The sequence below is a fragment of the Sphingobium tyrosinilyticum genome (genome assembly GCF_042654265.1).
Lineage (GTDB): Bacteria > Pseudomonadota > Alphaproteobacteria > Sphingomonadales > Sphingomonadaceae > Sphingobium > Sphingobium tyrosinilyticum.
In genome coordinates this window covers 784-27,063 of sequence record NZ_JBHSFZ010000063.1, presented here as the reverse complement: position 1 = coordinate 27,063, position 26,280 = coordinate 784, and the positions used below count along the sequence as shown (strand labels likewise).

23 protein-coding genes and 9 pseudogenes are annotated in these 26,280 nt (G+C 61.3%); 22 read left to right on the top strand and 10 right to left on the bottom strand.

The genetic code is table 11. From position 1 onward, the window contains the following. Positions 1–27 precede the first annotated feature (27 nt). From ACFO3E_RS17405 to ACFO3E_RS17395, 3 genes and pseudogenes are all read left to right on the top strand, one after another. Positions 28–1,527: a CoA-acylating methylmalonate-semialdehyde dehydrogenase gene (locus ACFO3E_RS17405; RefSeq protein WP_380806809.1), complete on the top strand. Its 1,500-nt coding sequence runs from the start codon at positions 28–30 to the stop codon at positions 1,525–1,527. A gap of 90 nt (positions 1,528–1,617) precedes the next feature. After that, the gene (locus ACFO3E_RS17400; protein ID WP_380806748.1) at positions 1,618–2,745 is read left to right on the top strand and encodes an acyl-CoA dehydrogenase family protein; all 1,128 of its coding nucleotides are present in this window, start codon (positions 1,618–1,620) and stop codon (positions 2,743–2,745) included. 371 nt (positions 2,746–3,116) lie between these two features. Beyond that, positions 3,117–4,354 (top strand): annotated as a pseudogene (locus tag ACFO3E_RS17395) (site-specific integrase). Positions 4,355–4,358: 4 nt separating this feature from the next. Here the strand turns inward: ACFO3E_RS17395 and ACFO3E_RS17390 are convergent. Together ACFO3E_RS17390 and ACFO3E_RS17385 are read right to left on the bottom strand one after the other, a co-directional pair. Beyond that, positions 4,359–4,547, bottom strand: a complete 189-nt coding sequence (locus ACFO3E_RS17390; RefSeq protein ID WP_380806745.1) for a hypothetical protein — start codon at positions 4,545–4,547, stop codon at positions 4,359–4,361. A gap of 183 nt (positions 4,548–4,730) precedes the next feature. After that, positions 4,731–4,943 (bottom strand): annotated as a pseudogene (locus tag ACFO3E_RS17385) (transposase); the annotation flags it as partial. A gap of 373 nt (positions 4,944–5,316) precedes the next feature. Between ACFO3E_RS17385 and ACFO3E_RS17380 the strand changes: the two are divergent. Continuing rightward, a complete protein-coding gene (locus ACFO3E_RS17380) occupies positions 5,317–5,778 on the top strand; it encodes an IS110 family transposase (RefSeq protein WP_380806742.1) in 462 nt (153 codons plus the stop codon). Here the strand turns inward: ACFO3E_RS17380 and ACFO3E_RS17375 are convergent. Next, positions 5,766–8,225 carry a TonB-dependent receptor gene (locus ACFO3E_RS17375; protein ID WP_380806740.1) on the bottom strand — a complete coding sequence of 820 codons (2,460 nt, stop codon included), beginning with the start codon at positions 8,223–8,225 and terminating at the stop codon, positions 5,766–5,768. The two genes, ACFO3E_RS17380 and ACFO3E_RS17375, sit on opposite strands and share 13 nt — an antisense overlap. A gap of 111 nt (positions 8,226–8,336) precedes the next feature. After that, positions 8,337–8,723, bottom strand: a complete 387-nt coding sequence (locus ACFO3E_RS17370) for a PHP domain-containing protein (RefSeq protein ID WP_380806812.1) — start codon at positions 8,721–8,723, stop codon at positions 8,337–8,339. Between the two features lie 14 nt (positions 8,724–8,737). Between ACFO3E_RS17370 and ACFO3E_RS17365 the strand changes: the two are divergent. Both ACFO3E_RS17365 and ACFO3E_RS17360 read left to right on the top strand, forming a co-directional pair. Beyond that, a pseudogene (locus ACFO3E_RS17365) lies at positions 8,738–9,417 on the top strand (IS110 family RNA-guided transposase); the annotation flags it as partial. Beyond that, positions 9,406–10,364 (top strand): annotated as a pseudogene (locus ACFO3E_RS17360) (IS3 family transposase); the annotation flags it as partial. The pseudogenes ACFO3E_RS17365 and ACFO3E_RS17360, both read left to right, overlap by 12 nt. 1 nt (position 10,365) lies before the next feature. Here ACFO3E_RS17360 and ACFO3E_RS17355 read toward each other — a convergent pair. After that, a pseudogene (locus ACFO3E_RS17355) lies at positions 10,366–10,671 on the bottom strand (Tn3 family transposase); the annotation flags it as partial. Between the two features lie 101 nt (positions 10,672–10,772). Between ACFO3E_RS17355 and ACFO3E_RS17350 the strand changes: the two are divergent. Next, the gene (locus ACFO3E_RS17350) at positions 10,773–11,339 is read left to right on the top strand and encodes a hypothetical protein (protein WP_380806737.1); all 567 of its coding nucleotides are present in this window, start codon (positions 10,773–10,775) and stop codon (positions 11,337–11,339) included. Here the strand turns inward: ACFO3E_RS17350 and ACFO3E_RS17345 are convergent. Beyond that, on the bottom strand, positions 11,257–11,820 hold the full coding sequence (locus ACFO3E_RS17345; RefSeq protein WP_380806735.1) for a TetR/AcrR family transcriptional regulator: 564 nt from the start codon (positions 11,818–11,820) through the stop codon (positions 11,257–11,259). The genes ACFO3E_RS17350 and ACFO3E_RS17345 overlap by 83 nt on opposite strands. 101 nt (positions 11,821–11,921) lie before the next feature. Between ACFO3E_RS17345 and ACFO3E_RS17340 the strand changes: the two genes are divergently transcribed. Then, positions 11,922–12,581 carry a glutathione S-transferase gene (locus ACFO3E_RS17340; RefSeq protein ID WP_380806732.1) on the top strand — a complete coding sequence of 220 codons (660 nt, stop codon included), beginning with the start codon at positions 11,922–11,924 and terminating at the stop codon, positions 12,579–12,581. A gap of 2 nt (positions 12,582–12,583) precedes the next feature. Here the strand turns inward: ACFO3E_RS17340 and ACFO3E_RS17335 are convergent, their stop codons facing one another. Next, positions 12,584–13,213, bottom strand: a complete 630-nt coding sequence (locus ACFO3E_RS17335) for a TetR/AcrR family transcriptional regulator (protein WP_380806730.1) — start codon at positions 13,211–13,213, stop codon at positions 12,584–12,586. A 122-nt stretch (positions 13,214–13,335) separates the two neighbouring features. On the opposite strand from ACFO3E_RS17335, the gene ACFO3E_RS17330 reads away from it, so the two are divergent. Next, positions 13,336–14,226, top strand: a complete 891-nt coding sequence (locus ACFO3E_RS17330; protein WP_465269447.1) for an SDR family oxidoreductase — start codon at positions 13,336–13,338, stop codon at positions 14,224–14,226. Positions 14,227–14,292: 66 nt separating this feature from the next. Here the strand turns inward: ACFO3E_RS17330 and ACFO3E_RS17325 are convergent, their stop codons facing one another. After that, positions 14,293–14,514 (bottom strand): hypothetical protein, encoded by a 222-nt coding sequence (locus ACFO3E_RS17325; RefSeq protein WP_380806725.1) that lies wholly within the window; start codon positions 14,512–14,514, stop codon positions 14,293–14,295. Positions 14,515–14,892: 378 nt separating this feature from the next. On the opposite strand from ACFO3E_RS17325, the gene tnpA reads away from it, so the two are divergent. The 7 genes and pseudogenes from tnpA to cofC all read left to right on the top strand — a co-directional run bounded on the left by tnpA (position 14,893) and on the right by cofC (position 20,453). Further along, the gene (gene tnpA / locus ACFO3E_RS17320) at positions 14,893–15,309 is read left to right on the top strand and encodes an IS66-like element accessory protein TnpA (RefSeq protein ID WP_380806723.1); all 417 of its coding nucleotides are present in this window, start codon (positions 14,893–14,895) and stop codon (positions 15,307–15,309) included. After that, a pseudogene (gene tnpB / locus ACFO3E_RS17315) lies at positions 15,306–15,605 on the top strand (IS66 family insertion sequence element accessory protein TnpB); the annotation flags it as partial. The gene tnpA and the pseudogene tnpB, both read left to right, overlap by 4 nt. Before the next feature lie 104 nt (positions 15,606–15,709). Further along, positions 15,710–17,264: pseudogene (gene tnpC / locus ACFO3E_RS17310) on the top strand (IS66 family transposase). Continuing rightward, positions 17,261–17,842 (top strand): UPF0149 family protein, encoded by a 582-nt coding sequence (locus ACFO3E_RS17305; protein ID WP_380806720.1) that lies wholly within the window; start codon positions 17,261–17,263, stop codon positions 17,840–17,842. The pseudogene tnpC and the gene ACFO3E_RS17305 overlap by 4 nt, the downstream one beginning before the upstream one ends. A 310-nt stretch (positions 17,843–18,152) precedes the next feature. Continuing rightward, a complete protein-coding gene (gene cofE / locus ACFO3E_RS17300; RefSeq protein WP_380806717.1) occupies positions 18,153–18,911 on the top strand; it encodes a coenzyme F420-0:L-glutamate ligase in 759 nt (252 codons plus the stop codon). Continuing rightward, positions 18,908–19,840, top strand: coding sequence for a 2-phospho-L-lactate transferase (cofD, locus tag ACFO3E_RS17295; RefSeq protein WP_380806714.1), 933 nt, complete (start codon positions 18,908–18,910; stop codon positions 19,838–19,840). The genes cofE and cofD overlap by 4 nt, the downstream gene beginning before the upstream one ends. A gap of 4 nt (positions 19,841–19,844) precedes the next feature. Then, positions 19,845–20,453: a 2-phospho-L-lactate guanylyltransferase gene (gene cofC, locus ACFO3E_RS17290; RefSeq protein ID WP_380806713.1), complete on the top strand. Its 609-nt coding sequence runs from the start codon at positions 19,845–19,847 to the stop codon at positions 20,451–20,453. 416 nt (positions 20,454–20,869) lie between these two features. Here the strand turns inward: cofC and ACFO3E_RS17285 are convergent, their stop codons facing one another. Continuing rightward, positions 20,870–21,307, bottom strand: a complete 438-nt coding sequence (locus tag ACFO3E_RS17285) for an IclR family transcriptional regulator domain-containing protein (protein ID WP_380806710.1) — start codon at positions 21,305–21,307, stop codon at positions 20,870–20,872. Between the two features lie 29 nt (positions 21,308–21,336). Between ACFO3E_RS17285 and ACFO3E_RS17280 the strand changes: the two genes are divergently transcribed. Then, the gene (locus ACFO3E_RS17280) at positions 21,337–21,642 is read left to right on the top strand and encodes a hypothetical protein (protein ID WP_380806708.1); all 306 of its coding nucleotides are present in this window, start codon (positions 21,337–21,339) and stop codon (positions 21,640–21,642) included. Positions 21,643–21,919: 277 nt separating this feature from the next. Further along, positions 21,920–22,048, top strand: a pseudogene (locus ACFO3E_RS17275) (IS3 family transposase); the annotation flags it as partial. Between the two features lie 106 nt (positions 22,049–22,154). Here the strand turns inward: ACFO3E_RS17275 and ACFO3E_RS17270 are convergent. Beyond that, positions 22,155–22,798 (bottom strand): annotated as a pseudogene (locus tag ACFO3E_RS17270) (IS3 family transposase); the annotation flags it as partial. 301 nt (positions 22,799–23,099) lie between these two features. Between ACFO3E_RS17270 and ACFO3E_RS17265 the strand changes: the two are divergent. From ACFO3E_RS17265 to ACFO3E_RS17250, 4 genes are all read left to right on the top strand, one after another. Further along, complete coding sequence (locus ACFO3E_RS17265) at positions 23,100–24,239, top strand: NAD(P) transhydrogenase subunit alpha (protein ID WP_380806705.1); 1,140 nt, start codon at positions 23,100–23,102, stop codon at positions 24,237–24,239. Continuing rightward, entirely contained in the window at positions 24,236–24,526 is a 291-nt protein-coding gene (locus tag ACFO3E_RS17260) for an NAD(P) transhydrogenase subunit alpha part 2 (protein ID WP_046763759.1), read from the top strand. The genes ACFO3E_RS17265 and ACFO3E_RS17260 overlap by 4 nt, the downstream gene beginning before the upstream one ends. Positions 24,527–24,529: 3 nt before the next feature. Further along, positions 24,530–25,924 (top strand): NAD(P)(+) transhydrogenase (Re/Si-specific) subunit beta, encoded by a 1,395-nt coding sequence (locus tag ACFO3E_RS17255; protein WP_380806702.1) that lies wholly within the window; start codon positions 24,530–24,532, stop codon positions 25,922–25,924. Between the two features lie 62 nt (positions 25,925–25,986). After that, positions 25,987–26,280, top strand: a 294-nt coding sequence (locus ACFO3E_RS17250) for an electron transfer flavoprotein subunit beta/FixA family protein (protein ID WP_380806700.1), incomplete at its 3' end; no start/stop codon positions are given.

Sequence of the window (26,280 nt, the reverse complement as noted above, 5' to 3'; positions counted from 1 at the left end):
AGGAGAACGACGTTGACCACATCAACCATCCGCGAGGTGGAGCATTTTATCGGCGGTGCGTCCGTGCGATCCTCGTCCGGCCGCGCCGCCGACATCTTCGATCCCAACACTGGCCAGATCCAGGCGCGCGTCGGGCTGGGCGGGGCCGCCGATCTGGACGCGGCGATCTCCGCGGCGCAGGCGGCGCAACCGGCATGGGCCGCGGTCAATCCGCAGCGGCGCGCGCGGGTGATGTTCGGCTTCAAGCAACTGGTGGAAGCAGAGATGGAGTCGCTAGCACGGCTGCTCGCCTCCGAACATGGCAAGGTGGTGAGCGACGCCAAGGGTGACATCCAGCGCGGTCTTGACGTGGTCGAGTTCGCCTGCGGCATCCCGCACCTGCTGAAGGGCGACTATACCGAGGGTGCCGGGCCGGGAATCGACGTCTATTCGATGCGTCAGCCGATCGGCATCGGCGCGGGCATCACGCCGTTTAACTTCCCAGCCATGATACCGCTGTGGATGAGCGCGGTGGCGATCGCGTGCGGCAACGCCTTCATCCTCAAACCCTCCGAACGCGACCCGTCGGTGCCGGTGCGTCTCGCCGAACTGTTCAAGGCGGCGGGCCTGCCGGACGGCATCTTCCAGGTCGTCCATGGCGACAAGGAGATGGTGGACGCGATCCTCGATCATCCCGCGATCGGCGCGGTCAGCTTCGTAGGCTCCTCCGACATCGCCCAATATGTCTATTCGCGCGGCGTCGCGGCGGGCAAGCGCGTACAGGCGATGGGTGGGGCGAAGAACCACGGCATCGTCATGCCCGACGCCGATCTAGACCAGACCGTCGCCGACCTGTGCGGCGCGGCGTTCGGCTCTGCGGGGGAACGCTGCATGGCGTTGCCAGTCGTGGTGCCGGTCGGTGCCGACACTGCGGAGCGACTGAAGGCGAAGCTGATCCCGGCGATCGAGGCGCTGCGCGTCGGCGTTTCAACCGATCCCGACGCACATTACGGCCCGGTCGTCACCGCCGACCACAAGGCCCGGATCGAACGCTGGATCCAGACCGGGATCGACGAAGGCGCGGAACCGGTTGTCGATGGTCGCGGCTTTACGCTGCAGGGGCATGAGGACGGCTTCTTCGTCGGCCCCAGCCTGTTCGACCATGTCACGCCTGAAATGTCGTCCTATCGCGAGGAAATCTTCGGGCCGGTTCTGCAAATCGTCCGCGCGTCTAGCTTCGAGGAGGCGGTAGCCCTGCCCTCTGGCCATCAATATGGCAACGGCGTGGCGATCTTCACGCGCAACGGCGATGCCGCGCGCGAATTTGCGCAGCGTGTCAACGTCGGCATGGTCGGCATCAACGTGCCGATCCCCGTGCCCGTCGCCTATCACAGCTTCGGCGGCTGGAAGCGTTCGGCATTTGGCGACCACAATCAGCACGGCATGGAGGGCGTGCATTTCTGGACCAAGGTCAAAACCATCACCCAGCGTTGGCCCGGGGGCGGCGCGGTCACAGATTCAAGCTTCGTCATACCGACGATGGCGTGACCCCATTTGTTTTGCCTAGCGGTCGGTCGCCTGCGCCGGACGTGACTGCGCTGGAATGATACCACCCGGCAACTGAACTGAGAGAAAGCGATGGTACTGACCGAGGTTCAACTGGCCATCCGTGACACGGTGCGTACTTTTGCGCAGGAGCGCATTCGTCCGCAGAGCGCAGCTTTCGAGGAGGCGGGTGGCTATCCATCCGGGCTGTTCGTCGAACTTGCTTCGTTAGGGCTGATGAGCATGACCGCGCCGGAAGACGTGGGCGGCGCCGGTGCCGACTATGTGTCCTACGCGCTGGCACTCATCGAGCTTGCTGCTGCCGACGGCGCGTTGTCGACGATCGTGTCGATCCAGAATAGCCTCATCGTCGGGGGAATCCTGCGCGACGGCACGGGAGCACAGCAGGCGCGTTTCCTGCCCGACCTCATCTCAGGGCAAATGATCGGCGCCTTTGCGCTGACCGAGACGGACGCCGGATCAGACGCCTCGGCCATTCGTGCGCGCGCCACGAAGGTTGAGGGCGGCTATCGCCTTAACGGCGCCAAGCAGTTCATCACCTCCGGCAAGATCGCGGGTCTGGCTGTCGTTTATGCGGTGACCGACCCAGCCGCCGGCAAAAAGGGCATTTCGGGCTTTCTTGTGCCGACCGACCGGCCAGGCTACTTGGTCGAAAAGGTTGAACACAAGCTGGGGCAAGCTGCGTCCGACACCTGCGCGATCCGCTTCGATGATCTGTTCATCGAGAACGATCTGCGGCTGGGAGAAGAGGGACAAGGTTATCGCATTGCGCTTTCAAATCTGGAAGCCGGCCGCATCGGCATTGCGGCACAGTCCGTTGGCATGGCGCAGGCAGCGCTCGAAATCGCGGTCGCCTACGCGAAGGACCGTCGCTCCATGGGAAAAGCGATTATCGAGCATCAGGCGGTCGGCTTCCGGCTTGCGGATCTCGCCGCATACCTCGCGGCGGCACGGCAGCTCGTGCTTCACGCGGCCTCGATGAAGGATGCAGATCAGCCATGCCTGACAGAGGCGTCGATGGCCAAGCTCGTCGCCTCCGAAACGGCCGAGAAAATATGCTCGGGCGCCCTGCAGACCTTGGGAGGTTACGGCTATCTTGAGGAATTCGGCATCTCCAAGATCTACCGCGATGTGCGCGTCTGCCAGATCTACGAAGGCACGTCCGACATCCAGCGCATGGTAATTGCGCGCGATCTCTGAAAAGGACCATAGCATTACAGCTGGTTCAGTCGTTATCGTTTCAAACACGGGGGCAGCCATGCGATGTTGTCATTTCTGAATGGCGTGTGATTAATAATTGTTCCGCTAATTAGAGAAGTCACATTGAGGTCATCGCAATGGATGCTTTCTGAATTGCGTTAGGTGAGAACGGGTACGTAACCCGCCTTCAAGCGGTTCGCCGCTGCTGCGCGATACGAAATACGGGTAACTCATAAATGGGTATCTTAAATCGAACATGCCTGTGGAGCCTGATGGCGAATGGACATGCAGATAAACCAGTTATCTCACAAACGGAATCGACGGTCGAACGGGCGATGCAGTACAAGCGCCGCCGAGGAGCGCAGCGCGGCATGGGCACAAGAACCGATCCGGAAGGGCAAAAGAGCGCGGGTGTAGCGGCTGGGATCGACCTGCCGGCCGTGACGGAGCCTACCGACCTTGGCTGGGCGGTGATGCGCATGCGCGCTGGCGAACGGATCACCGTCAACGAGGATCTCATCGCCGCCTATCAGGCGGCGAGTTCGCCGCACAGCCTGCGGGCGCTGCAATCCGATCTCGCGGCGTTCGACCTTTGGTGCCGGCGTCATAGTCGGATCGCGCTGCCGGCCACGCCTGAGACGGTGGCGGATTATTGCGATGCGCGGGCAGGGCAGGGGGCCAGGCCGGCGTCGCTCAGCCGCTACACGGCGTCGATCGCCAAGATCCACCAGTTGCTCGACCTCAAGGACCCGACCCAGGCCCCGCTGGTCAAACTGCGTTGCGCGCGATCCGCAAGGACAAGGGGACCGCCCAGCGCCAGGCGCGGCCACTGCGCTTCAAGGGTCCGGTCCGCGATGTCGCCGCCGATGCGCCGCGCGGCCTCAATCTCCGGGCTTTGCTCGACAGCTGCGGCACGACGCTGCCCGAATTGCGCGACCGGGCGCTGCTCTCCACCGCCTATGACACCGGCTTGCGCGCCTCTGAACTTGTGGCGATCCAGGTCGAGCATATCCAGGAGGCGACCGACCCCGAGGCACGGCTACTGGCGATCCCGCGGACAAAGGGCGACCCGGAAGGGGAGGGGGCCACCGCCTTTTTGAGCCCGCGCAGCGTGCGCCCGATCCGCGCCTGGCTACAGGCGGCGGGGATTGACGACGGGCCGCTGTTCCGCCGGGTGCAGGTGCGGCGGCTCAAGCCGCGCGTGGCGGTGCCAGGGGAGGGGGTCGCGCGGCTCGACGCGGACGGCAGATTGGTGCTCATGCGGGGCAACGGCAAACCGGCGCAGCCCGCACGGATGGAGTATGATGTGGGGCCATCGGCGCTGCATCCCGGTTCGGTCGGGCCGCTCTATCGCGCGATCATCCGGCGGGCATTCGCGCGCGTGGCGCTGCCCGACCTCACCGCCGACGACTGTGCGCACCTGCTCGAGGGGATCAGCGCGCATTCGACTCGGGTGGGATTGAACCAGGACCTGTTCGTCAGTGGGGAGGAACTGGCCGGGATCATGGACGCGCTGCGCTGGAAAAGCCCGCGCATGCCGCTCGCCTATAACCGCAACCTGGCGGCGGAGCAGGGCGCCGCCGGGCGTCTGATGGCGAATCTCGGTTAAGGGATCAAAAGGCTGGCCGACCTTCGGCGATGTTGAGCAGCTCGGGAAAAACGAAGGTGGCTGGCGCGCGGCCGGATGCTGGCACCAGATCACGCAGCATGCCGTGATCGCGAAACGCGCGGATGATCTTCCGGGCCGTGGCTGCCGGGATCTGCGCAGATTCGACGAAATCGGCGTCTTGAACAGGGGGCATCGCCGATGTGAGGTGACATGGGGAAAGTGGTCCACACGCAAAGTTAGTTTTTCCGGCGCATTTTCCATTTGAGGGAGATACGGCGACGAAGAGGCAAAGGTTTTCCATAGAGCAGATCGTAGAGGGATCGTGCCCCGCGGGATGGTGTAACAGCGCGGATCCTCGGTAGAGGAACGGACTGGATCAGGCGGCCACGCCGGGCAGCTTGATGAGAGGGTTGTCGCTGACTGGCGCGAGACTTTCAAGACTCATGTATCGGCGGGATACGGCCCATTCATCCTGCTGTTCGAGCATCAGAGCGCCGACGAGGCGGATCACGGCCGCATCATTGGGAAAGATGCCGACGACATCAGACCGTCTTTTGATCTCGCCGTTGAGGCGCTCGAGAGGATTCGTAACCGGTATGAGGATTGGCGGTGCCGATGTCCCTGCCGCGATTCGATGTTGTGGCGTATGGTACGACCATCCGGGACAGAGGCACCGGGAGCACGAATGTGCGGGCAGGCCGATCTTATAGCATGAGCTACGAGCTCGAGTTAGTAGCTGGCCGCCTCTGCGACTCACCCGGTTGCGCTGCGAGCGCGGATCCGTAGTTGTCGTGTCGCCCGCCGCTCCCGTCACTTTGACTGACAGGAGGCGGTATGAAAGCGATTAGCTTCCGTGAAGGAATGGAGCGGTGATGATCACCGTAGAGGCAAGGGCTCCCCCCCTCGTGCAGGCAGGAGCGTTAAGCGGATTGCCGAACCTCCTCGGCAATGGAGATGCACCCATGTCTTATGATTATCATATCGGCGTGGATTACCACAAAGCCTATACGCATCTGGTGGTGCAGGACGGCGGCGGGAAGGTCCTGCGATCGGGCAAGGTGAAGAACGATCCGCGCTCGCTTGCCGGCTTCCTCTCGCCCTATCTGGAGAACAGCCATGCGGTGATGGAAGCGAGCCGCAACTGGACGGTGATGTACGACTGGCTCGATGAGCTGTGCGACGATGTCATTCTCGCCCATCCACTCAAGGTGAAGGCGATTGCCGACGCCAAGATCAAGACCGACAAGATCGACGCGACGATCCTGGCGCATCTGCTGCGGGCTGACCTGATCCCGGAATCCTATGTCCCGTGCGAGGCCGCGCGCGCGCTTCGCCAGGCGTTGCGAGAGAGGATCTTCTTCGTCCGGCTGCGCACGATGGTGAAGAACCGGGTGATGCCGGCGCCGATCCTTCACATCCGGTAATTGAGCGTCACGCCGATGGTGCGGAATGAGTTCGGGCCGAAATTCTGCCAGTAATTGCCGCCCAACGCACCGTCGCTCCGCCCGGTGGGACCAGTGTAGAAATTGGCGACCGGATCGGCAAGAATAAAGCTTGGCACGCGCTTGTCGAACAGGTTGCGTACGAAGGCCGTCAGGGACAGTCGGTCATCGGCACTGCGGGCACCGATCGAAAGGCCGACAATCGCGTTCGCTTTGACACGCAAGTTCGGATCATTAGTCTGGGAGAAGTAGAAGGAACTGCGGTGGTAAACGTCACCCTGCAAGAAGCCGATCCAATTACCCGCAACGGGGTGCTCGTACCGGGCCGTAGCTGTCGTGGTCCATCGCGGCGCGTTTGCGAGCTGGTTTCCGCTTACGTCTGTCGTCCCGTTTGGCAGGCAGACATTCATGCCACTCGTGCCTGTCGGCTGACCATAGTAGCATGGAATACCGGACAGGTTCTTGTACTTGGTATGATTGTACGTGGTACCACCACTGATCGTCAGCCCTTCGAACGGCAGCGCGGTAAATTCGACTTCCACGCCGCGGGACTTCAATTGACCCGCGTTGAGAGTCATGAAGCCGGCCGCGGTGCCCTGTTTCTGCGCTTGCGTTTGGTACCCATCGAAGGTCGTGTCGAACAGCGCCATGTTCAACCGGAGCCTGCGGTCCAGAAGCGTGGACTTGAGACCCAGTTCGATGCTCTTAGGTATCTCGGGATTGACGGTGGCACCGCTGAGTTGGTCGAAAGTCGGCCCCTTATAACCTCGCGAGTAGGTAGCATAGGCAAGCACGTCCGGCGCGATCTTGTAGTCGATACCAAAACGATAGGATAAATTATTCTTGGTGATCTGACTTGTACGATGGATGTCAGAGCCGTAGAGCGGCAGGAGAGCCGCCGGATTGGTCAGGTCCAGACTATAGCCAATATTGTCATGCGTGTAGCGGGCACCTGTGGTCAGTCCCAAGTTCTCCGTGAGTTTGAATTGACCTTCGAAAAATCCGGCATAACTCTTGGTCGGGGACACGCCATCTGCATATCCGCCGAGGAGTGACAATCCGGGGGGAACGGGCGCCCCGAGATTCGCGCCCTGAAGGAGAAACTCCCGAGCGACAAGATTCAGATAGAAGAACCCCAGCTGGTAGCTGAAGCGGTCGTCCTGTGGTGATGAAAGGCGCAGTTCTTCGGTCGTTTGATGGCGCGTAAAACCGCCGGTGTTGACGCTGAAGAGGTCGGATGTCGTCGTATCGGTGTCGATCGAGGTGTTCATCTTGTAATTACGGTACGCAAGTACGTTGGTCAGCGTATAGCCGCCACCAAGATCGACTTCCGCCTTGAGCTGTACGCCATACACCGTGGAGTCGTTGTCATTAGGGACATCCGTGGCGATGCGGGCGTTCTTGGGGGACGCGAAAATGCCGTTGGACGCGTTGATCGTGTCGATCAAGCCACCCGGCGCGGTGAAGCGATGCGCGAGGACGCCTTCACCGGGTCCTTTAGAACGCTGATAGTCGCCCGCGAGCGTCAGGCGGATGGCATCGCTTGGCTCCCAGAGAAATTTGAGGCGTCCGCCATAGGCCGTATTGCCGAGGTTCTGATGGAGAGTAACGTCGCGAACATAGGCATCCTGACGTGTGACGAACGCGGAAAGCCGAAGTGCTGAATTGCTCGTGACCGGAAGATTGGCCGCTGCCTGGAACGTGGCGATATTGCCGGATCCCGGCGCATTCGTGTTGCCATACTGGGCGCTAGCCAGCAACTCGGTACGCCCCAGTTTCGGTTGGGCCGTAACGATATTGATCAGGCCGGCCGCCGCGTTTTTCCCGAACAACATTCCCTGGGGGCCGCGCAGAACTTCCACACGTTCGAGATCGAAGAACTGGATGTTGCCGAATTGCGGGCGGCTCATCACAACATCGTCGATAACGATACCGACGCTCGACTCGACCTGCGGCCCGAAGACTGTCGTCCCGATACCGCGAATAGCGAAATTGACAGCGCCCGCCTGCTGATTGCTCGATTGCACCTGCAAGCTTGGAGTCAGGTTCACGAGTTGGTAGGCATTGAGAACCTGATGCTGCTCGAGTGCGGCTGAGCTTACGACGCTGACCGCCACCGGGACGGTCTGGGCGCTCTCGCTACGCCGACGTGCTGTGACGATGATGTCCTGCAGACCTTTGTCACTGGCGGATGCGGTCTGCCTTGCTCCAGTCGGCGCAGAATTGGCGGACACGGCCCTCGATGGGCTGGAATCCAGTTTGGCATCCGCCGCCGTAGCTGCCGACTCTGCCGTCATCTGCCCATGCGCAGGAGCAGAGACCGCTCCCAGCATGCCAACCAGAGCGACGCTGCCCAGCAGGGCACGCTTGCTTCTCATCAGAATCCTCCCGTCAATTTTTTGCCAATTCAAAGTGGTCACCCCTTCCATAAGCGGAATATATATTCTGTCAATATAACTTATGGAAATATACTTCCGTATCGCTCGTAGCCGTGCTCGTCGTTGACCGTGCTGGGCCGGATAAGACGCCCGTTAGAGGCGTTAGGGGGCGGGTATAAGATCGGTACCCGGGCAGCCATGGTCGCCAGGTCGTGCAGTCAGGTCGCGTCGCGGGGACGACGGCGAACCGATAGCGCCATACAGGCGCGGGTCGCCGAATGTGTCGGCCGTGCGCGCCAGTGCCACCTCGGTCGCCGCGTTGGCGCGATCGGGCGCAGCCATCGCGATCAGATCTTCATTCCATTCCTCAACATCGGACCAGTCGAGATGGCAGGCGCTCTTGCCGTCCCAGGCCTTGTCGACACTGAGAAGGCGGCACCTCCGGCGGTAGGCGGCGCGAGTCATCGGATAGACCAGCAGGGCCGTTCCATTGGCCAGGGTCGAGGCCGCTGCCAATGATCGCGCGCACGCCCGTCGCCTTCCTTGCATCCCAGGTACGCACGATCCCGGCAACGCTGTGGGCATTTTGCTGGGCCCGCCAGTTTGAGCAACTGGGCCACAAGGTGAAGATCGTCAGCCCGCAATATGTGAAACCATTCGTGCGACGGCAGAGGAACGACGGCAACGATGCCGAGGCGATCTGCACGGCTGTGCGTCAACCCCACATTCCGCTGGTGCCCAAAAGGAGCGTGGAGCAGCAGGATGTCCAAGCCCTCCACCGAGCCCGCCAGCGCCTCGTTAATCATCGAACCGCCCTGGTCAGTCAGATGCGCGGACTGTTGCTTGATCGCGGTATCGCCTTTGCCAAGTCGATCACCCGGGCGAGGCGAATGATCCCGGACATACTCGCGCTGCCGATTCCGGTCTGTCGACTATGGCGCGTGAGAGCATTTCGGAGCTCTGGGATTTCTTCTGCGATCTCGATCGTCGCATCACGCATTTCGACAAGAAAATTGAAGCCGTCTTCAAAGCGAGCGAGTCCTGTCAGCGCGTCGCCAAAATCAAAGGCGTTGGGCCCAAAACGGCCACAGCGATTGTCGCGGCGGTCGGCGATGGTTCGGACTTCAGGAATGGGCGCCACATGGCGGCCTGGCTTGGATTGGTACCCCGCCAGTTTTCGAGCGGTGACAAGGCCGTGCTTATGGGTATTTCCAAACGAGGAAGTCAGCATCTGAAAGATCTGGAAAAGGAGAACCAGCGGCTCCGCCGGGCGATCTCGGACCTCACCTTGGACAAGCTGATATTGCAGGAGGCGGCGCGGGGAAACTTCTGAGCCCCGCGCGGCGACGGCGCTGCATCGATCATGTGCGACGAGAGCTTCCGGTGTCCGAGCGACGGATATGCCGGGTGCTGGGACAGCACCGATCGACACAGCGCAAAGCGCCACGCGGGGCGGATGACGAACAGGCGCTCACGGAGGACATAATCGCATTGGCAAAGCAATATGGTCGCTATGGCTATCGCCGGGTTACGGCATTGCTGTGCCAGGCGGGTTGGACAGTAAACCATAAGCGTGTCGAGCGGATCTGGCGCCGCGAAGGGCTCAAGGTCCCACAACGCCAGCCAAAGCGCGGGCGCCTGTGGCTTAACGACGGATCATGCATCCGCCTGCGGCCTGAGTATCCGGGACATGTATGGGCCTACGACTTCGTCGAGGGTCGCACGCATGATGGGCGCAAGTTCCGTATCCTCACCATAATCGACGAGGCCAGCAGGGAATGCCTGGCGCTCATAGTCGCGCGACAACTCAAGCATGAGGATGTGCTGGCCGCCTTGGCGGACCTATTCATCTCGCGCGGCCCGCCAGCCAATATCCGGTCAGATAATGGCGCCGAGTTCATCGCCAATGCCGTCCAGCAATGGCTGGGGCACATCGGCGTGAAGACACTCTACATCGCGCCGGGATCGCCATGGGAGAACGGCTACAATGAAAGCTTCAATGGGTCGCTTCGCGACGAACTGCTCAACGGCGAGATCTTCTACAGCCTCGCCGAGGCCAAGGTGCTGATCGAAGCGTGGCGGCGACATTATAATACTGTCCGTCCACACAGCAGCCTGGGTTATCGGCCACCGGCCCCGGAAACGGCGACACCGCCATATCAGGCCTCCGGTTCCGCTTCGCTCCACCTCCCCCGCGCGAGCTTTCCGCCATCCGGCCGAGCCCGAGATTGGTTGCATCGGCGAGGATCGCCCCCATCAGCGCGGACTGATCGGAGGCCGGCTCGCCGCTGCGCGCATGGACGAAGCGGTCGGCGAACCACGACCAGGCGGCGACCTCGACCAGCAGGTCGGTGATCCGCACACGCGGCAGCATCGCGTGGAGCCGGGCCTTCAGCGCCTCGGCATCGTCGGATGGCGTGCGGCGGATCGGCGAAATCAGCAACTGCCCGCGCTCGATCGTCACATCGACCATCTCGCCCGTCGCGGCTGCGCGTTGCCGCCGCGGCCGAAGTTCAAGGCGAAGCCATCGGGCATGGAGCAGGCAACACTTACATCCAGCCCGATAAATGTTGTATTCCGTTCCATGGCTCGTCTCCCATGTCTGAGGCTCTGGTCGCAACACTAACCCTCGATGCCGACATGTTCGAGGCGAGCCACCTGACACCACCTCGGACATGGCGTCTCACACTTTGGATGACTCCCGGTGGATCTGGCCCTGACGACGATGGCGGTTTTGCCGATTTACGCCGTGTGGTTGGTGCGCTGGCGGCGCAGGTGAAGTCGCTTCAAGAGGCGGTCGATCGTCTGACGAGCGAGAATGCGGAACTGAAGGCCGAGAATCTCGCGCTGAAGGACGAGATTGCGCGACTGAAGGGGTTGCCGCCGCGGCCGAAGTTCAAGGCGAAGCCATCGGGCATGGAGCAGGCAACGTCGAAGCCGAAGAGCAAGAAGGGACGTAAACGCGGTCGGGGATCGGTGCGTGACAAGCTGGTTGTAACGTCAGAAGTGAAGCTGAAGGCGGATGCGCCTGCCGGATCGAGGTTTCGCGGCTACGAAGAGCCTGAACCGCGATCTTGGCAGTCTAAGGAGGCAAGAGACCTACCTCGCGATAGCTGTCGATCGCCGAATCGTAGAGCGAGATGTCTGACCGGCTTCTCGCCATAAGCTGCGCGCCGACGATGGCGGCAAAGATAGCCCGCGCCCTCTGCTCACTATTCTCGACGGTGATGAGGGACGAAGCGGAAAGTTGGTGCCCGATCCACGCGATATTGACGTCGGCAAAGGCTTGAACCTCCTTTGCCACAGCGTCGGGCAGATTATCATATTCGGCCGCCATGAAGCTGCCGAGACACATTCGGTTGTCGTTCTCAAGCGCCATTCGGAAGGTATCAGGATAGCGGCGCAGACATGCAACCGGGTTCACCGTTTCGTCCGATAGAGCTTCGAGTGCAGTGGCCGCATCCTCCCGATAACGCCTCGCCACCGCCACACCTAGATCGGCCTTGCTGGGAAAATAATAGTGGATGCTTGCCGCCTTGATACCCACCTCCTTCGCAAGATCGCGAAAGTTCAGGCCGCCATAGCCCCGTGCCTGCGCGGATCGCGTGGCGGCATTCAGGATCGCCTCCCTGGTGTTCATACTCATCGCAATACCCTCGAAGGTCCTCAATTGCCTGTCAATCAGCAGATAGTCGTTGACGTGTCGATCATGATAGCCATGATGAATCTATCAACTGGCAGATAGGCATGATTGTCATGAAGATTCACGATTTAGCTATGGGTCCTTATCCCGCGCGCGTGCGCATCGCTCTGGCCGAGAAGAACATGAAGTCGCGGGTCCAGTTCGTGCCAGTCGATCTTCTCAAGGGCGAGCATAAGACGCCAGAATTCCTGGCAAAGAATTATTCGGGCACCTTGCCTGTGCTCGAACTCGAAGACGGCACGTTCATCAGCGAATGCACGGCCATCACCCAATATCTGGATACACTCGACGGCCATCCGACGCTGACCGGTACGACGCCCTTGGAGCAGGGCCTGATCCACATGATGACGAAGCGCGCCGAACTGGAAATGCTTGATGCCATCAGCATCTATTTCCACCATGCCACCCCCGGACTTGGGCCGGATGTCGAGCGATATCAGAACAAGGAGTGGGGCCTCTACCAGCGTGACAAAGCTCTTCGCGGCATGCGCTACTTCGACACCATATTGCGCACTCAGCCATTCGTTGCCGGCGAAGTCTTTTCAATGGCCGACATAGCCGTCATCGGTGGTTTGATCTTCGCGGGCTATCTGGACGTGGCCGCGCCTGCGGAATGTGACGCACTAGGGGCTTGGTATGACAAGATGCAGGCTCGCCCCAGCGTGAAAAACCGGGTGACCATGTCTGATAAAGCAACGGCGTAACATTAGCAGATATCCGCTCGGAATGGCGTGTTCGGAGTGGCCCGGAGCAAAGCAGCGGCGGCATCGCGGTTGGCTTCCGCTATTAGTGGGTCAGACGTTGTTTGTGCCATTACGATCGCCCCCTGAATGAGCGAGAGGATTTGCAGCACGGCCTTATCCGGATTGCTTAACGCCATCGGCACGATAAGGTCGGCGACCAGATCGTGCAGGCTTTGGAAATAGGCGGCGATCGTCGCCTGCACTTCAGGCGATTCGGCATCCGGGCCGAATTCCGCCAGTCCCCTTACGAATGGGCATCCGCGAAAGGGCGCCGTGTGGAACGACCCGTCAAGTGCATCGAAGATCGCTAGGACGCGCTCGACCGGTGCCAGTCCGGGTTGGTCGGTCGCGTTCGCGAGCATCTGTAGCCAGACGACGTTCTTGTGCCGGAGATAGTCGGCCACCAAACGGGCTTTGGACGGGAAATGCTTGTAGAAGGTCATCTTCGCCACGCCGCTTTCGGCGATGATCCGGTCGATGCCAACCGTGTGGATGCTGAACCGGTAGAAGAGGTCCGACGCGGTTTTCAGGATGCGCTCTCGCGTTGGGAGTGCGGCGAAAGCCTGATCGTCGAGATTGATCGTTTCCTGCATGCCACGGCTCCATTTTCCACCTAGCCCTGAGCGCTCTCGAAGCATGACCAGACCGGCTTGTCGATTTTATATTTGCATAGATAGACAGGTCTGTCTATGCCACATCACCTACAATCGAGTCGATGGGATCTGGAATGGGCAACAAAGTAATTGTCGTGACCGGCGCAAGCGGCGGGTTCGGGAACCTCACCGTGCTGGAGCTGGCCCGGCGAGGACATACCGTCATCGCGACCATGCGCGACATCGATGGCCGCAACAGCCAGATCCGCAGTGAACTGATCGAGGCCGCCAAGGCGGAAGGCAATCCGTTACAGGTGCTCGAAATTGATGTCGCCGATGACGCATCGGTCCAGTCAGCCATCGACAGCATTATCGCACAGCACGGCAAGATCGACGTGCTGGTCAACAACGCAGGGCTGATGCCGATCGGGGTGACCGAAGCCTATACGATCGCCGACGTCGAACGGCTGTTCGCGGTCAATGTCTTCGGGGCCATCCGCACCGATCGTGCCGTCCTGCCACACATGCGCGCCGCCGGCAGCGGACTTCTGATTCAGGTCACGTCGCTGATGGGGCGGTTCGTCATGCCCTTCTTCGGTATCTATTCCGCCAGCAAGTTCGCGCTCGAAGCCCTGGCCGAAGCCTATCGCTACGAATTGACCAGCTTCGGAGTGGATTCGGTCATCGTCGAGCCGGGTCCGTTTCCGAGCAACCTCATCTCATCCAGTCCTGAGCCGTCCGACGCGGGCGTGCTCGCGACCTATGGTGAAGTTGCGGCGATCCCCGGCCACATCAAGGCCAGCGCCGACCAGTCGCACGATCCCGCCCTTCCGCCACGCCCGCAACTGGTCGCCGACGCGATTGCGAAACTGGTCGAGGCCACGGAGCGGCGCCCCCTGCGCACGGTCGTCATGCCCGAGGGTCTGGATTACGGCGTCCAGCAGATCAACGACGCGGTTGCGCCCATCCAGAACGGCGTCCTCACCGCCATGGGTATGGAACATCTTATCTGACAATCGGGCCGGTTTCGCATGAGGGTTACCTGGCCGGGCGGCATAGCGCCGCCCGGCCGATGGGTATCATTCTGCAAGTCCGCGCATCATCTTGACAAAGTCGAATTTGCCTTCGAACCCGACAACGGGAAGTTCAGGAATGCCGATGTGGCCGTCGATCACCTTCACGCCGTCCGGGAAACTGTCACAGGGCTGAAACAGGTCGGGATAGCTCTCGTTGCCGCCCAGACCCAGACCAGCTGTGATGTTGAGCGACATCTGGTGAAGATGCAGCGCGAGGGCAACCACCCGAACTGCTTGAGCACTTCAGGCGTCCTCAGATATTCGACGAACCTGTAGGACAGCGCGCCATCGAACTGGAGACAGTCGCAATCCGGGCGCACGCCGCCGCGGCGCAGCGAGTCGCCCGCGTCCTGATTGTGGATCGGCCCGGAGACAGGACCCGCTTAGATTTTGGCGAAGTCGCTAGAAGTGAATGAAAAATGCTACGGTGCTGGGGTCGCGATCGGCGCCGGTTGGAACCCCAGCAATATCTCTTCTTCGCACGTGATTTCAAATAGTTGCGCTACGCAGAGCCAGGATTACGTTTCGGTGCCGATCCACACCCACGTATTCGGCAGTGGTGGTGAAGGCTAGATTTGCGCGAGACGGTAAGGAGCTCGGGCAGTGGCGGATGAGATTGATGTGGTGTCAAACGGCGGTTTGGCGTGTGCGTCGCACAGTGCAATTTCGCGTTTGACGGTCAGTTTGGCGCCCGCACGGCGGCGCCACGAGCGGTGGCCGGATGATGATCGTGATCGCATTCTCGCTGAAAGCTTCACGCCTGGGAAGACAGTGGCGCAGGTTGCCCGGGATAATGGCGTGGGCCTTGGCCTGCTCCACTATTGGCGTCGACAAGCGCGGGCAGCGGGTGCGGTCGAGGAATTGCGGCTCGTGCCGGTGACCGTTGTCGATGCGAGGGAGAAGGCGAGCGAGCAATTGCCTGCCAGCCTGGAATTGATCGTGCGCGACGTGACGGTTCGTGTCCGGGGCGCCATTGAGGCGGACCAGCTGCGTACTGTGCTGGCGACGATCCGGGAATGATCCCCATCGATGGAAGCGTGCGTATCTATGTGGCGACGCAGCCGATAGACTTCAGGGCCGGCATCAACCGCCTGATGGGGTTGGTGACGCATGTACTGGGCCATGATGCCTGTGCCGGGGATGTGTTTGTTTTCCGCAACAAGGGGGCGGATAAGGTCAAATTGGTCCGTCACGACGGCTCTGGCGCGGTTATGGCGACGAAATGGCTCGACCACGGGAAGTTCCATTGGCCTGCGGTAGAGGGCGGGACACTTGCCCTGACCGGGGCGCAATGTGTGGCTCTGCTGTCGGGCCTGGACTGGCGGAAACTGCCGTTCCAGGCGGCGAAACGACCAACGATTTTTGGCCGAAATCCTGCGGTTTTGCATAGCAGCTTGGGGGCCGTGTGGTATAATCGGCCATGCCCTCGCGAGCCGAAGACCTTCCTGAAGATATCGAGCAGATGGCAGCCTTGGTCGTTGAACTCAGGGCTGAAATCGCTCAGTTGCGCTCGCTCATCAAAGGCGTGGCCCATCAGGCGTTCGGCAGTCGATCGGAACGCGCCGGCGTCATTCTGGGAGATCAGGGGCAACTTGATCTGGGCGATCTGGTCGGCATGCCGATGGCCGCTGCCAATGATGATGGGGCGGTCGAGGAAAAGCCTTCGATCAGGCGCCCGCGCGCGAAGCGTGGCATGATGGCACTGCCGGCCCACCTCGAGCGGGTGGAGCAGGTCATTGCCCCCGAGATGTTGGACTGCCCCTGTTGCGCGGGCAAGCTCCACAGGATCGGGGAGGACACCAGCGAGGCCCTCGACTGGGTTCCGGCCATCGTACGCGTCATCCGTACCGTGCGCCCTCGGTACGCCTGCCGCAGCTGCCGAGAAGGGGTCGTTCAGGCACCAGCGCCCCGGCGTGCGATCCCTGGCTCCATGGTCACCACCTCGACGCTGGCCTGGATGGCGACGGCGCGGTTCGCCTGGTCAATCCCGCTCAACCGGCAGCTTCAGATGCTTGCCGGACAGGGCGTCATCCTCGATCGCGCGCTCCCAAGCCGCTGGATGCGCAAAATCGCATGGTGGCTGAGACCGCTCTACGAGCGACAACTCGCTTATATCCACCCCCAGGCCCGGATCTTCTGCGACGAGACTCGGATGCCGGTTCTCGAAAAAGGAAGAAAGCGAACCCGGATCACGCAGTTCTGGGCCCATGCCTGCGATGACAGCCCCTGGTCCGGCCCGGCAAGACCGGCGGTTGCATATATCCATGCTCGCGGTCGCGGGCACGCCGAAGCGCGCCAGCAGCTTGCCTGCTATCAGGGCATCCTCCAGGTCGATGGCTACGCCGCCTACCAAGGCACTCGTGCGCAAGGGGGCGAAAGGGATCATGCTGGTCTTCTGCCTTGCCCATGCCCGGCGCAAGTTCGTTGATGCCTACCGCAAATCCCCGTCGCCCGCAGCCGCCGCGATCATCGCCCTTATCGGCGAAGTCTACGCCATCGAGGCGCGGGTGCGCACGGGCAGCGCAGCGCAGCGTCTGAAGGTCCGGGCGGCCGAGACGCACAAGGTGATGGATACGGTCAAGGCGCGGATCGACGAGATGCTGCCGCAACTCTCGCCCAAATCCGATCTGGCCAAGGCGATGCGCTACATGCTCAACCACTGGAAGGGGCTGACGCTGTTCCTGGAAGACGGACGTATCGAGGTTGATACCAATACCGTCGAGCGCGGCATGAGAAATGTTGCTCAGGGCAGAAAGGCAAGCCTCTTCGCCGGCAGCGAGGAAGGGGCACTGACCTGGGCGATCCTCGCCTCGCTTCTCCAGACGGCTCGCCTCAACGGCCTCGATCCCTACACCTGGCTGAACGACGTCCTCGAGCGGGTCGTCTGCGACCAAGTGAAGATCAACGATCTGGACAGCCTGCTCGCCTGGAACTGGCGCCCTGCAGCCGAACCGCTACAAGCGCTGGCGGCATGAGCTTCAAACGTCAAACCGCAGGGGGCAAGCCCCTATCACTCGAGCAGCTTGAAATCTGGCTCGACACCCTCGATCCTCCGGTCGCCGGGGTCTCGTCGATCGATGGCTTCCTGGCGGCGCTGGCCGCAGGCCCTTGCGTCATCAATCCTGACATATGGCTCAAGAGCATCCTGCGCGAACACGTTCAAAGCGCCAGATCAGCCCCCGCGCGCCGAACGATCCTCAAGCGCTACAACCAAATCTGCATCGAACTTGCCGGCCGGCCCGAGGCATACGCTCCGATCTACATGCGCACCGACAACGGCGAGGTCCTGCTGGAGGACTTCGCCAACGGCTTCTTCACTGCGATGCACCTCGACATGGGCGCCTGGAAACCCTTCATCGCCGATCGGGACTTCGGTTATCCCCTCGCTGCGATCCTTGGCCATAGCACTATCACCGGCGGCCCCTCATGGATCGAGCAACTCGGCGATCCGCTCGCCAGTCAAGCTCTCGACGATACTTGGCGCATGGTCCCACAGATCATCTCGTTCATCCATGACCACTGCGCCTTCGCGAGAACCCTGACGGTGCAATGACCCATGGCCGATCTCTCCGTGTGGGGCGCAAGCAGCGGTTACCATTAAACTATCGATAATGACATGGGCGTTTTGGGCGCTACAAAACCGTCCACGAGCGGCAACTTCGCCTAAGTGTGCCGCCGCCCCCACCTGGATATGGCCGTAGCGGCTTTAATCCACTACAAACCAATCGGTGAGGGCCAATCAAAATATACTTGGCCAATGCTGGTTGATAAGAGTGAAAATTGATTTCAAGTGCGAGTGGAAGCTTCGTCGAGCCCCGCATTTCTTAACTTCCGTAACGCACCAAGGCAGGCTATCGGACCCAATGATCTCCATTCATCCGTTGTACGATCTTCCCGAAATTGCCGCTGGCGACGACCTTGCGGCCCTGTTGCGAACCAGCCTTTCCTCGGCAGGACTGCTGCCTTTGCAGACCGGTGATGTGCTGGTGGTGACCCAGAAGATTTTGTCAAAAATGGAAGGCCGGATGGTCGACCTTGCCACGGTCGTGCCCAGCCCAGGAGCAATCGAACTGGCCGAACAGACGCGCAAAGACCCTCGGCTGATCGAACTGGTGTTGCAGGAAAGCACGGCGATCGTCCGGGCCGTTCCTAATATTCTGATTACCCGCCACCGACTGGGCCATGTGATGGCAAACAGCGGCATTGACCGGTCCAATATCGGTCCGGGCGCAACCGAGCGCGCCTTGTTGCTGCCGATCGATCCAGATAGATCGGCTCGACAATTGTTGGAAGCCATGTCTTCCAACAGCGACAGTCGGATGGCAGTCGTCATTTCAGACAGCTTCGGCCGCCCTTGGCGTCATGGCGTTGTGGGCGTGGCGATCGGGGCGGCGGGGCTGCCGGCGTTGGTCGACCGACGTGGTGACCAGGATCGCGACGGCCGACGGTTAGAAGTAACCCAGATTGCGCTGGCCGATCAGATCGCGACCGCCGCCGCGCTTGTTACCGGCGAAGGGGCTGAAAGCGTACCTGCCGCACTGATCCGCGGCCTGAATCTGCCCGAGGGCGAAAATTGTGCGGGCGCCATCGTTCGCCCGATGGACGAGGATTTGTTCCAGTGAGCGGGCGCGTCACAGTCCTGACTGGCGGCGTGGGCGGCGCGAAGCTCGTGCTGGGGCTGTTGCAGGTCTGCGCGCCAAAAAACATCACCGCTATCGTCAATACGGGCGATGATTTCCAGCATCTGGGCCTTTCTATCTCGCCCGACATCGACACGCTGCTGTACACCTTGTCAGGCAAGGCCAACAAGGCACAGGGCTGGGGACGTGAGGGCGAGACATGGACCTTCATGGAAGCGCTGAAATCGCTGGCGGGCGAAGATTGGTTCCTACTGGGCGATGGCGACATGGCACTGCATGTGTTGCGCCCATCCTTGCGTGCATCGGGCCAGCCGCTGAGCGGGGTGACCGCACATTTCGCGGCGAGCTGGGGGCTTGGTCTCAACATGCTGCCGATGAGCGACGATCCGGTTGCCACCCATATCATGACCGATCAGGGCGAACTGCGCTTCCAGCGTTATTTTGTAGAGCAGCGCTGCGCCCCTGCCGTCCGCGCCATCCGATTTGCGGGTGCGGAGGCGGCACGGCCCGCGCCCGGCGTGATCGATGCAATCCGTGATCCAGAAACGCGGACTATCGTGATCGCGCCCTCCAATCCCTGGCTCAGCATCGATCCGATATTGGCTGTGCCGGGCATCCGGGAAGCGCTGGCTGCCGCATCCGCGCCGGTCATCGCCATGTCCCCGATCGTTGGTGGCCAGGCGGTGAAGGGGCCGACCGCTAAATTGATGGGCGAACTGGGCCTTGCCATCAGCAACGAGGTCATTGCAAATCAATATGCGGGCATAGTCGACGGCCTCATAGTTGATGAGCGCGATGGAGCAGAGGGACTTGCCATCCCCCACGCTGTCACCGACACGCTTATGAAAACTCTGGGCGACAGGGTAAGGGTTGCGCGCGCCGCGCTGGATCTAGCCCTACGGTTGGCCTGAGGCAATGAACTGCTGGGTTTTCATTCCGATCAAGTCGCCTGCGTATTGCAAGACGCGCCTTGCGCCGGTCCTGGACGAGGCGGAACGCCAGTATTTGGTCGCGGCGATGCTGGAACGCGTCTATACGGCCGCCTGCGCGGTGGCCGGACCGGACCGGACCTTTATACTTGGCCCGTCGCGGCATGCCCTTGGTAACAAAGTTCGTCAGTTCGGCGATCCAGGGGTCGGCCTCAATCCTGCCGCGACAAGCGCCCGCGATGCAGCGCTACAGGGTGGCGTTGAACGGTTGATCCTGTTATCCGCCGACTTGCCCCGGGTCACAACTGATGATGTCGCCGCTCTGATCAACATTCCGGCAAGAACCATCGCAGTGGCACCCGATGAGAGCGGTCAGGGCACTAATGCTCTGTCATTGCCTTTGCCACAAGCGAGCGATTTTCGCTTTCATTATGGTTTGGGCAGCTGCGCCGCGCATCGGGAGGAGGCCGCTCGCCTCGCCTTGCCCCTTTTAACGATCGTTCGGCCGGACCTTGCCTTCGATATCGACGAACCCGCTGAACTTGCCGGCTGGTATAACGCTGGACCGAATAGCAGTTTCACCAATCAATTCTAGGGCTGTGCGGAGCATCTGCATCGTTCGGCGATAGCGCGACGTTCGGGGAGAGAACTCATGCTCACTGCCGGCTCGAGACTGCGGAGGCAGGAAGGAAGAGACTGTCAATCGGCCCTTTAATTTCGGGTTTCAGTCAAGTCTGTTTTGCGGCCGTACCGGGGTATGGCCCTATGCTGATGTTCGGGTCGGGTGCCCTAACGTGCGCAGCGCGGTCTTGTAAGGCCGTAGCCTGTTGATTATGGGATGGCCCCCGCCCCTTTTCCCTGACATCGGATATGATGTCGGGTGGCTCCGACTATCCTGCTGCGCGCCGTTGTACGCGGCATGTTCTTGGATCGACTGACCAGCATATCCGGGGTCACAAATATTCAGAGCAGCGTCGCTCAAATCCTTCATCAACCGCCCATCGCCCCTGATCAAAGTCGGCGCTTAGGCGCGCTCAGCGTTGCATGTTGGTGCGCGGCAATAGTTCCGCCGGTGGATTTGCCAGCCGCGCCTCTATCTGCCGCTTCTAGCTTCGCAAGATCGGGCACGCGGTCGGGCTGCATCCGGTTGGGTATCGCGCCGATCGACAATGCCCCGACACATCTGCCCCCCATGCCGATAATCGTAACGGCGATTCCGTGACTGACCTTGTTGGTCGCGTTGAAAGCGTACCCCGCTTTCCGCGTTGCTTGCACATGCTCGAGTATCAGTTCCGGCACATAGGCGGGGAAGCGGCCTGCGATCTCTGCTGCGTTGTGATCGATCGCCTGCGCGATCTCGTCGTCGCTCAACGTAGCCAGTATAGCGATCCCGGCCGAATGTATCCCGAGCGGCGGCCGATCCCCGACGTGTGTCAGAATTATCTCCATGCTTGGACATATAGCGACAATCAAATTGTGTGATTCCAACGAGCTTCTTCGGCACGACGACGTGGGCAGCGCTGGGGCTGGGCGTCATCGCCTCGCTGCTTATTTTCGGCGTGGGCATGGCCTATCTCGAAGCGCGCCGGAAGCAAGCGGCGCGGTTGGGTGAGGGCTATGGCGACATACTCGTGAACGAACCAGAATCGCCGGCCGGCGACCACCTACCCCCTCTTGCGCTGGCGGTCATGCCGCTGCTGGTTGTGGCGCTGGCGAACCTGGCATTGCCCATGGTCCTGCCCCGTCTGCTGGGCGATAGCCAGAACCCGCCCATCCGATCCTGACCGACATGAAGAAGTAGGGTGCCTTGTGGGCGGTCCAGGGCGCTCTGTTACTCGGCATCCTGACGACGGTGATCGGCGGCTATCTTAATGTTGCCGCGCGCTTCAACGAGGGCGTTCGCGCTGCGGTCAGCGGAGCCCTGCACGCGGCGATGAACACCGCGTCCGAATATGGCTTCGGCGCGGTCATCGCCGTATTGCCCGCTTTCCTGGCGGTTCGAACTGCGCTCAGCCGCATATCCGATCCGCTGTTGAACGAGGCGGTGACGATCACGTCGTTGTGTCCGAACGACGGATCTGCCGGGTGTTGGGGCAGCATCGATCGACGCAGCGCAAGGTGCCGCGCGGGGCGGATGACGAACAGGCACTGACAGAGGACATCATCGCTTTGGCGAAGCAATATGACCGTGCGGCCGAAGCTGAAGGCGCAGACCCCGACATTTATAACTACAATTGCCAAATCGTAGATCGAAGAAATGTGCCAGGAATCCCTCTTGACGGGGATGCGATTAGACGACCTGGTTGGGCCGCATGATCGGCAGTTTGCGCAGCAAATAGGGGTAGATCTTGTGCCCCGGCGTCGGCTTCGATGTGTTCGGGCGACGGTAAATCGCCTCGATCGCCATCTTCTTCATCAGCGTGGCGACATGCTGGCGATCGATCTCGATGCCTTCCTGCCGCAGCATATCTCGCAGCATCCGACTGCCTGCAAATGGGAACTCTAGGTGCAACTCGTCCATGCGCCGCATGATCGCCAGATCAGCTGCCGACACCGGCCTGGGCAAGTAATAGACGCTGCCCCGGCTGACCCCAAGCGCCCGGGCCTGCCGCGCTAAAGGCAGAGCGTGAGTCCGATCGATCATCGTTTTGCGCTCGGCAACAGACCGGCCTTCCCGAGCGCGCCGGCCAAAAATTCATTCGCCAGCGTCGACTCGCCGATCTTGGCGTGCAGCGTCTTCACGTCGATCGCCGGCTCGGAAGCTTCGTTGCCCGTCTCGTTGCCGAACACGCGGGCAGCCCCTTCCAGGAGCTGCCCGCGCCATTGCGTGATCTGGTTGGGATGCACATCAAACTGCTGCGCCAACTCCACCAGCGTCTTCTCGCCCTTCACGGCAACGTCGCGGCGTTCGCGCCCGAGAGGGAGCCCGGACACCAGCATGGCCGCCTATCTCGTCGCGCCGAGGACGAGTGGCCCATTCGCTTACTCCCGCGAGGATCCGGCAAAGTCTGATGCCTTCAATTGCCGCCACAGTTTATCAGTTGGCAGGGAAATCGAGTGTGGGCCCGTTTGGACGCGATCGACAGTTGACCTGTCGACAGTAGTAGAGATGGCACGCTCGAGAGATTTCTTAACGATAGGGAAACTAGTGTCTAGTATCTACCAACGAAAGTGACTAACCTTGTTTGCCGGGTCAACAGAGAATGGCGAAGGCGCCTTGTCCGCCGGGAACGTGGATGAAATGAACATTGTCATTTTGAAAGAGATGGCGCCGTATGAGCGTCGGGTGTCGGGCACGCCGGAAACGGTGAAGAAGTTCAAGGCGTTGGGTGCCGATATCGCGGTCGAATCGGGCGCGGGCCTGTCCGCATCCATTTCGGACGAAGACTATGCCGCCATGGGCGCGACCGTGACCGACCGCGCTGCGGCGGTATCGGGCGCGGACATCATTCTTGGCGTGCAGGGGCCTGATCCGGACAGTATTTCGGGAGCAAAGCCCGGCGCGTGGATTGTCGCGGGCCTCAATCCCTTCGTCGAGCGGGCGCGGATCGATGCCTATGCGGTGGGGGGCTTCGAGGCGCTGGCGATGGAGTTCATGCCGCGCATCACCCGCGCGCAGTCGATGGATATCCTTTCCTCGCAATCCAACCTCTCCGGTTACAAGGCGGTGCTGGATGCGGCAGCTGAATATGGCCGCTCCTTCCCGATGATGATGACCGCTGCGGGCACGGTGTCGCCGGCCAAGGCCTTCATCATGGGCGTGGGCGTCGCAGGTCTTCAGGCGATCGCCACCGCCAAGCGCCTGGGTGCTCAGGTTTCCGCGACCGACGTGCGTTCCGCCACCAGGGAGCAGATTGAGAGCCTGGGCGCCAAGGCGATCTTCGTCGAGAGCGTCGCGGGCATCGAGGGCGAGGGCAAGGGCGGCTATGCCACCGAAATGTCCGAAGAATACAGACAAGCGCAGGCCGAACTGGTGTCTTCGCATATCGCCAAGCAGGACATCGTCATCACCACGGCGCTGATCCCCGGCAAGGCCGCGCCGCGCCTGATTTCCGACGCGCAGATCGCGACGATGAAGCCGGGCAGCGTGATCGTCGACCTGGCGGTCGAACAGGGCGGCAACGTCGAAGGTTCTGTGCTGGGCGAAGTGGTCGAGCGGCATGGCGTGAAGATCGTGGGGCACAGGAATGTGCCGTCGCGTCTGGCGGCGGATGCTTCGGCCCTGTTTGCGCGCAACCTCTATAATTTCCTCTCCGCCTTCTGGAACAAGGAAAACAATGCGCCGGTGCTGGACGAGGAAATCGGCAATGCCGTCCGCGTGACGCAGGGCGGGAAGGTGGTCAACGAACGGCTGCTTCAATTGACGGGGGTAACGCAATGAGCGCGCTTAATCCGGACTATCTGTTCGTCTTCATCCTGGCGGCATTTGTCGGTTTCCAGCTGATCAAGAAAGTATCGCCGCTGTTGCACTCGCCCCTGATGTCGCTGACCAATGCGATTGCCGCCGTGGTGATCGTCGGCGCGATCACGATCACGGGTGAGGAAGGCGCGACGCCGCTGGCCAAGACGCTGGGCTTCATCGCGGTGTTCTGCGCCACGGTCAATCTGGTCAGCGGTTTCATGATCACCGATCGCATGCTCAAGATGTTCAAGCCGCGGGGGAAGTAAGAGATGCACGCTTTCGTACCTTTCGCGGCGATCATCTCATCGTCGCTGTTCATCCTGGCGCTGATGTGGATGAGCCATCCCTCGACAGCGCGCCGCGGCGTGCGCGCGGGCGAGATCGGCATGCTCGTTGCCATTGTCGGCGCGCTGGTCCAGCATGAGGTGGTCGATTACAACCTCATCATCATCGCCATGATCGCGGGCGCGGCCGTGGGCATTCCCATGGCGCTGCTGATGCCGATGACCGCTATTCCGCAGCGGACCGCGATCTCCCACGCCTTCGGTGCGCTTGCCGTGGGCCTGATCGGCGCGGCGGAATATTATAAGCATGCCCATGCCGAATATGCGGGCAGCTTCATCGTCTGGGCGCTGATGTTCGAGATGCTGCTGGGTTTCCTGACCTGCACCGCATCGGTCATCGCCTTCGCCAAATTGCAGGAACTGATGGGCAGCCGTCCCGTTTCCTTCCCCGGCCAGCGCATCGTCAATGGTGTGGTTGCGCTGGCGGCGGTGGTGATCGGCGCGATGCTGGCCATCGACCCGACGCAGACCTGGCTGTTCCCGGCCTTTGTTGCGCTGGCGCTGCTGTTCGGCATTTTGATGGTGATCCCCATTGGCGGCGCAGACATGCCGACCGTCATCGCGCTCCTGAACAGCTATGCGGGTCTTGCGGCGAGTGCCATGGGCTTTGCGCTGGGCAATAAGCTGCTGATCGTGGCGGGTGCGCTGGACGGGGCGTCGGGCTTCATCCTGGCGGTCATCATGTGCAAGGCGATGAACCGCAGTTTCGCCAACGTCATGTTCGGCGGCTTCGGCACGGTCGTAGCGGGCGCGGCGGGCGGCAAGGACGACCGCGTCGTCCGCTCCGCTTCGGCCGAGGAAGCGGCGATGCAGCTGGAAAATGCCAGCACCGTCGTCATCATCCCCGGCTACGGCATGGCCGTCGCCCAGGCGCAGCACAAGGTCAGCGAACTGTATCAGGCGCTCACCAAGAAGGGCGTGGACGTCAAGTTCGCGATCCATCCGGTGGCGGGCCGCATGCCCGGCCATATGAACGTGCTGCTGGCCGAAGCCAATGTGCCCTATGAGCAGTTGGTTGACCTTGATGACATCAACCCCGAACTGCCTCAGGCGGACGTGGCCGTCATCATCGGCGCGAACGACACGGTGAACCCCTCGGCGCGCGACGATCCGCAAAGCGCCATTGCAGGCATGCCGATCATCGAGGCGGATCGCGCCAAGTCGGTGTTCGTCATCAAGCGATCCATGAATGCGGGCTTCGCCGGGATCGACAATCCGATCTACTATAATAGCAACACCCAGATGCTGTTCGGTGACGCCAAGGACATGGTCGGCTCCATCGCCAAGGAACTGGCCGGCGGCGGGTCAGGCCTGCACTGATGACGACTCAGTCATGATAAGTTCGCCAGCTCAACTATCGGACGTATAGCAAAGGTGAAGAGATGAAGATCCTTGTGCCCGTGAAGCGGGTCATTGACTATAATGTGAAGCCGCGGGTGAAGGCTGACGGGACGGGTGTTGACCTGGCGAACGTCAAGATGAGCATGAACCCGTTCGACGAAATCGCTGTCGAGGAAGCCATCCGCCTGAAGGAAAAGGGCGTGGCGACCGAGGTCGTCGCCGTGTCTATCGGCGTCGCCAAGGCGCAGGAAACGCTGCGCACGGCGCTGGCCATGGGCGCGGACCGCGCGATCCTGATCCAGACCGACGATGAAGTCGAACCGCTGGGCGTCGCA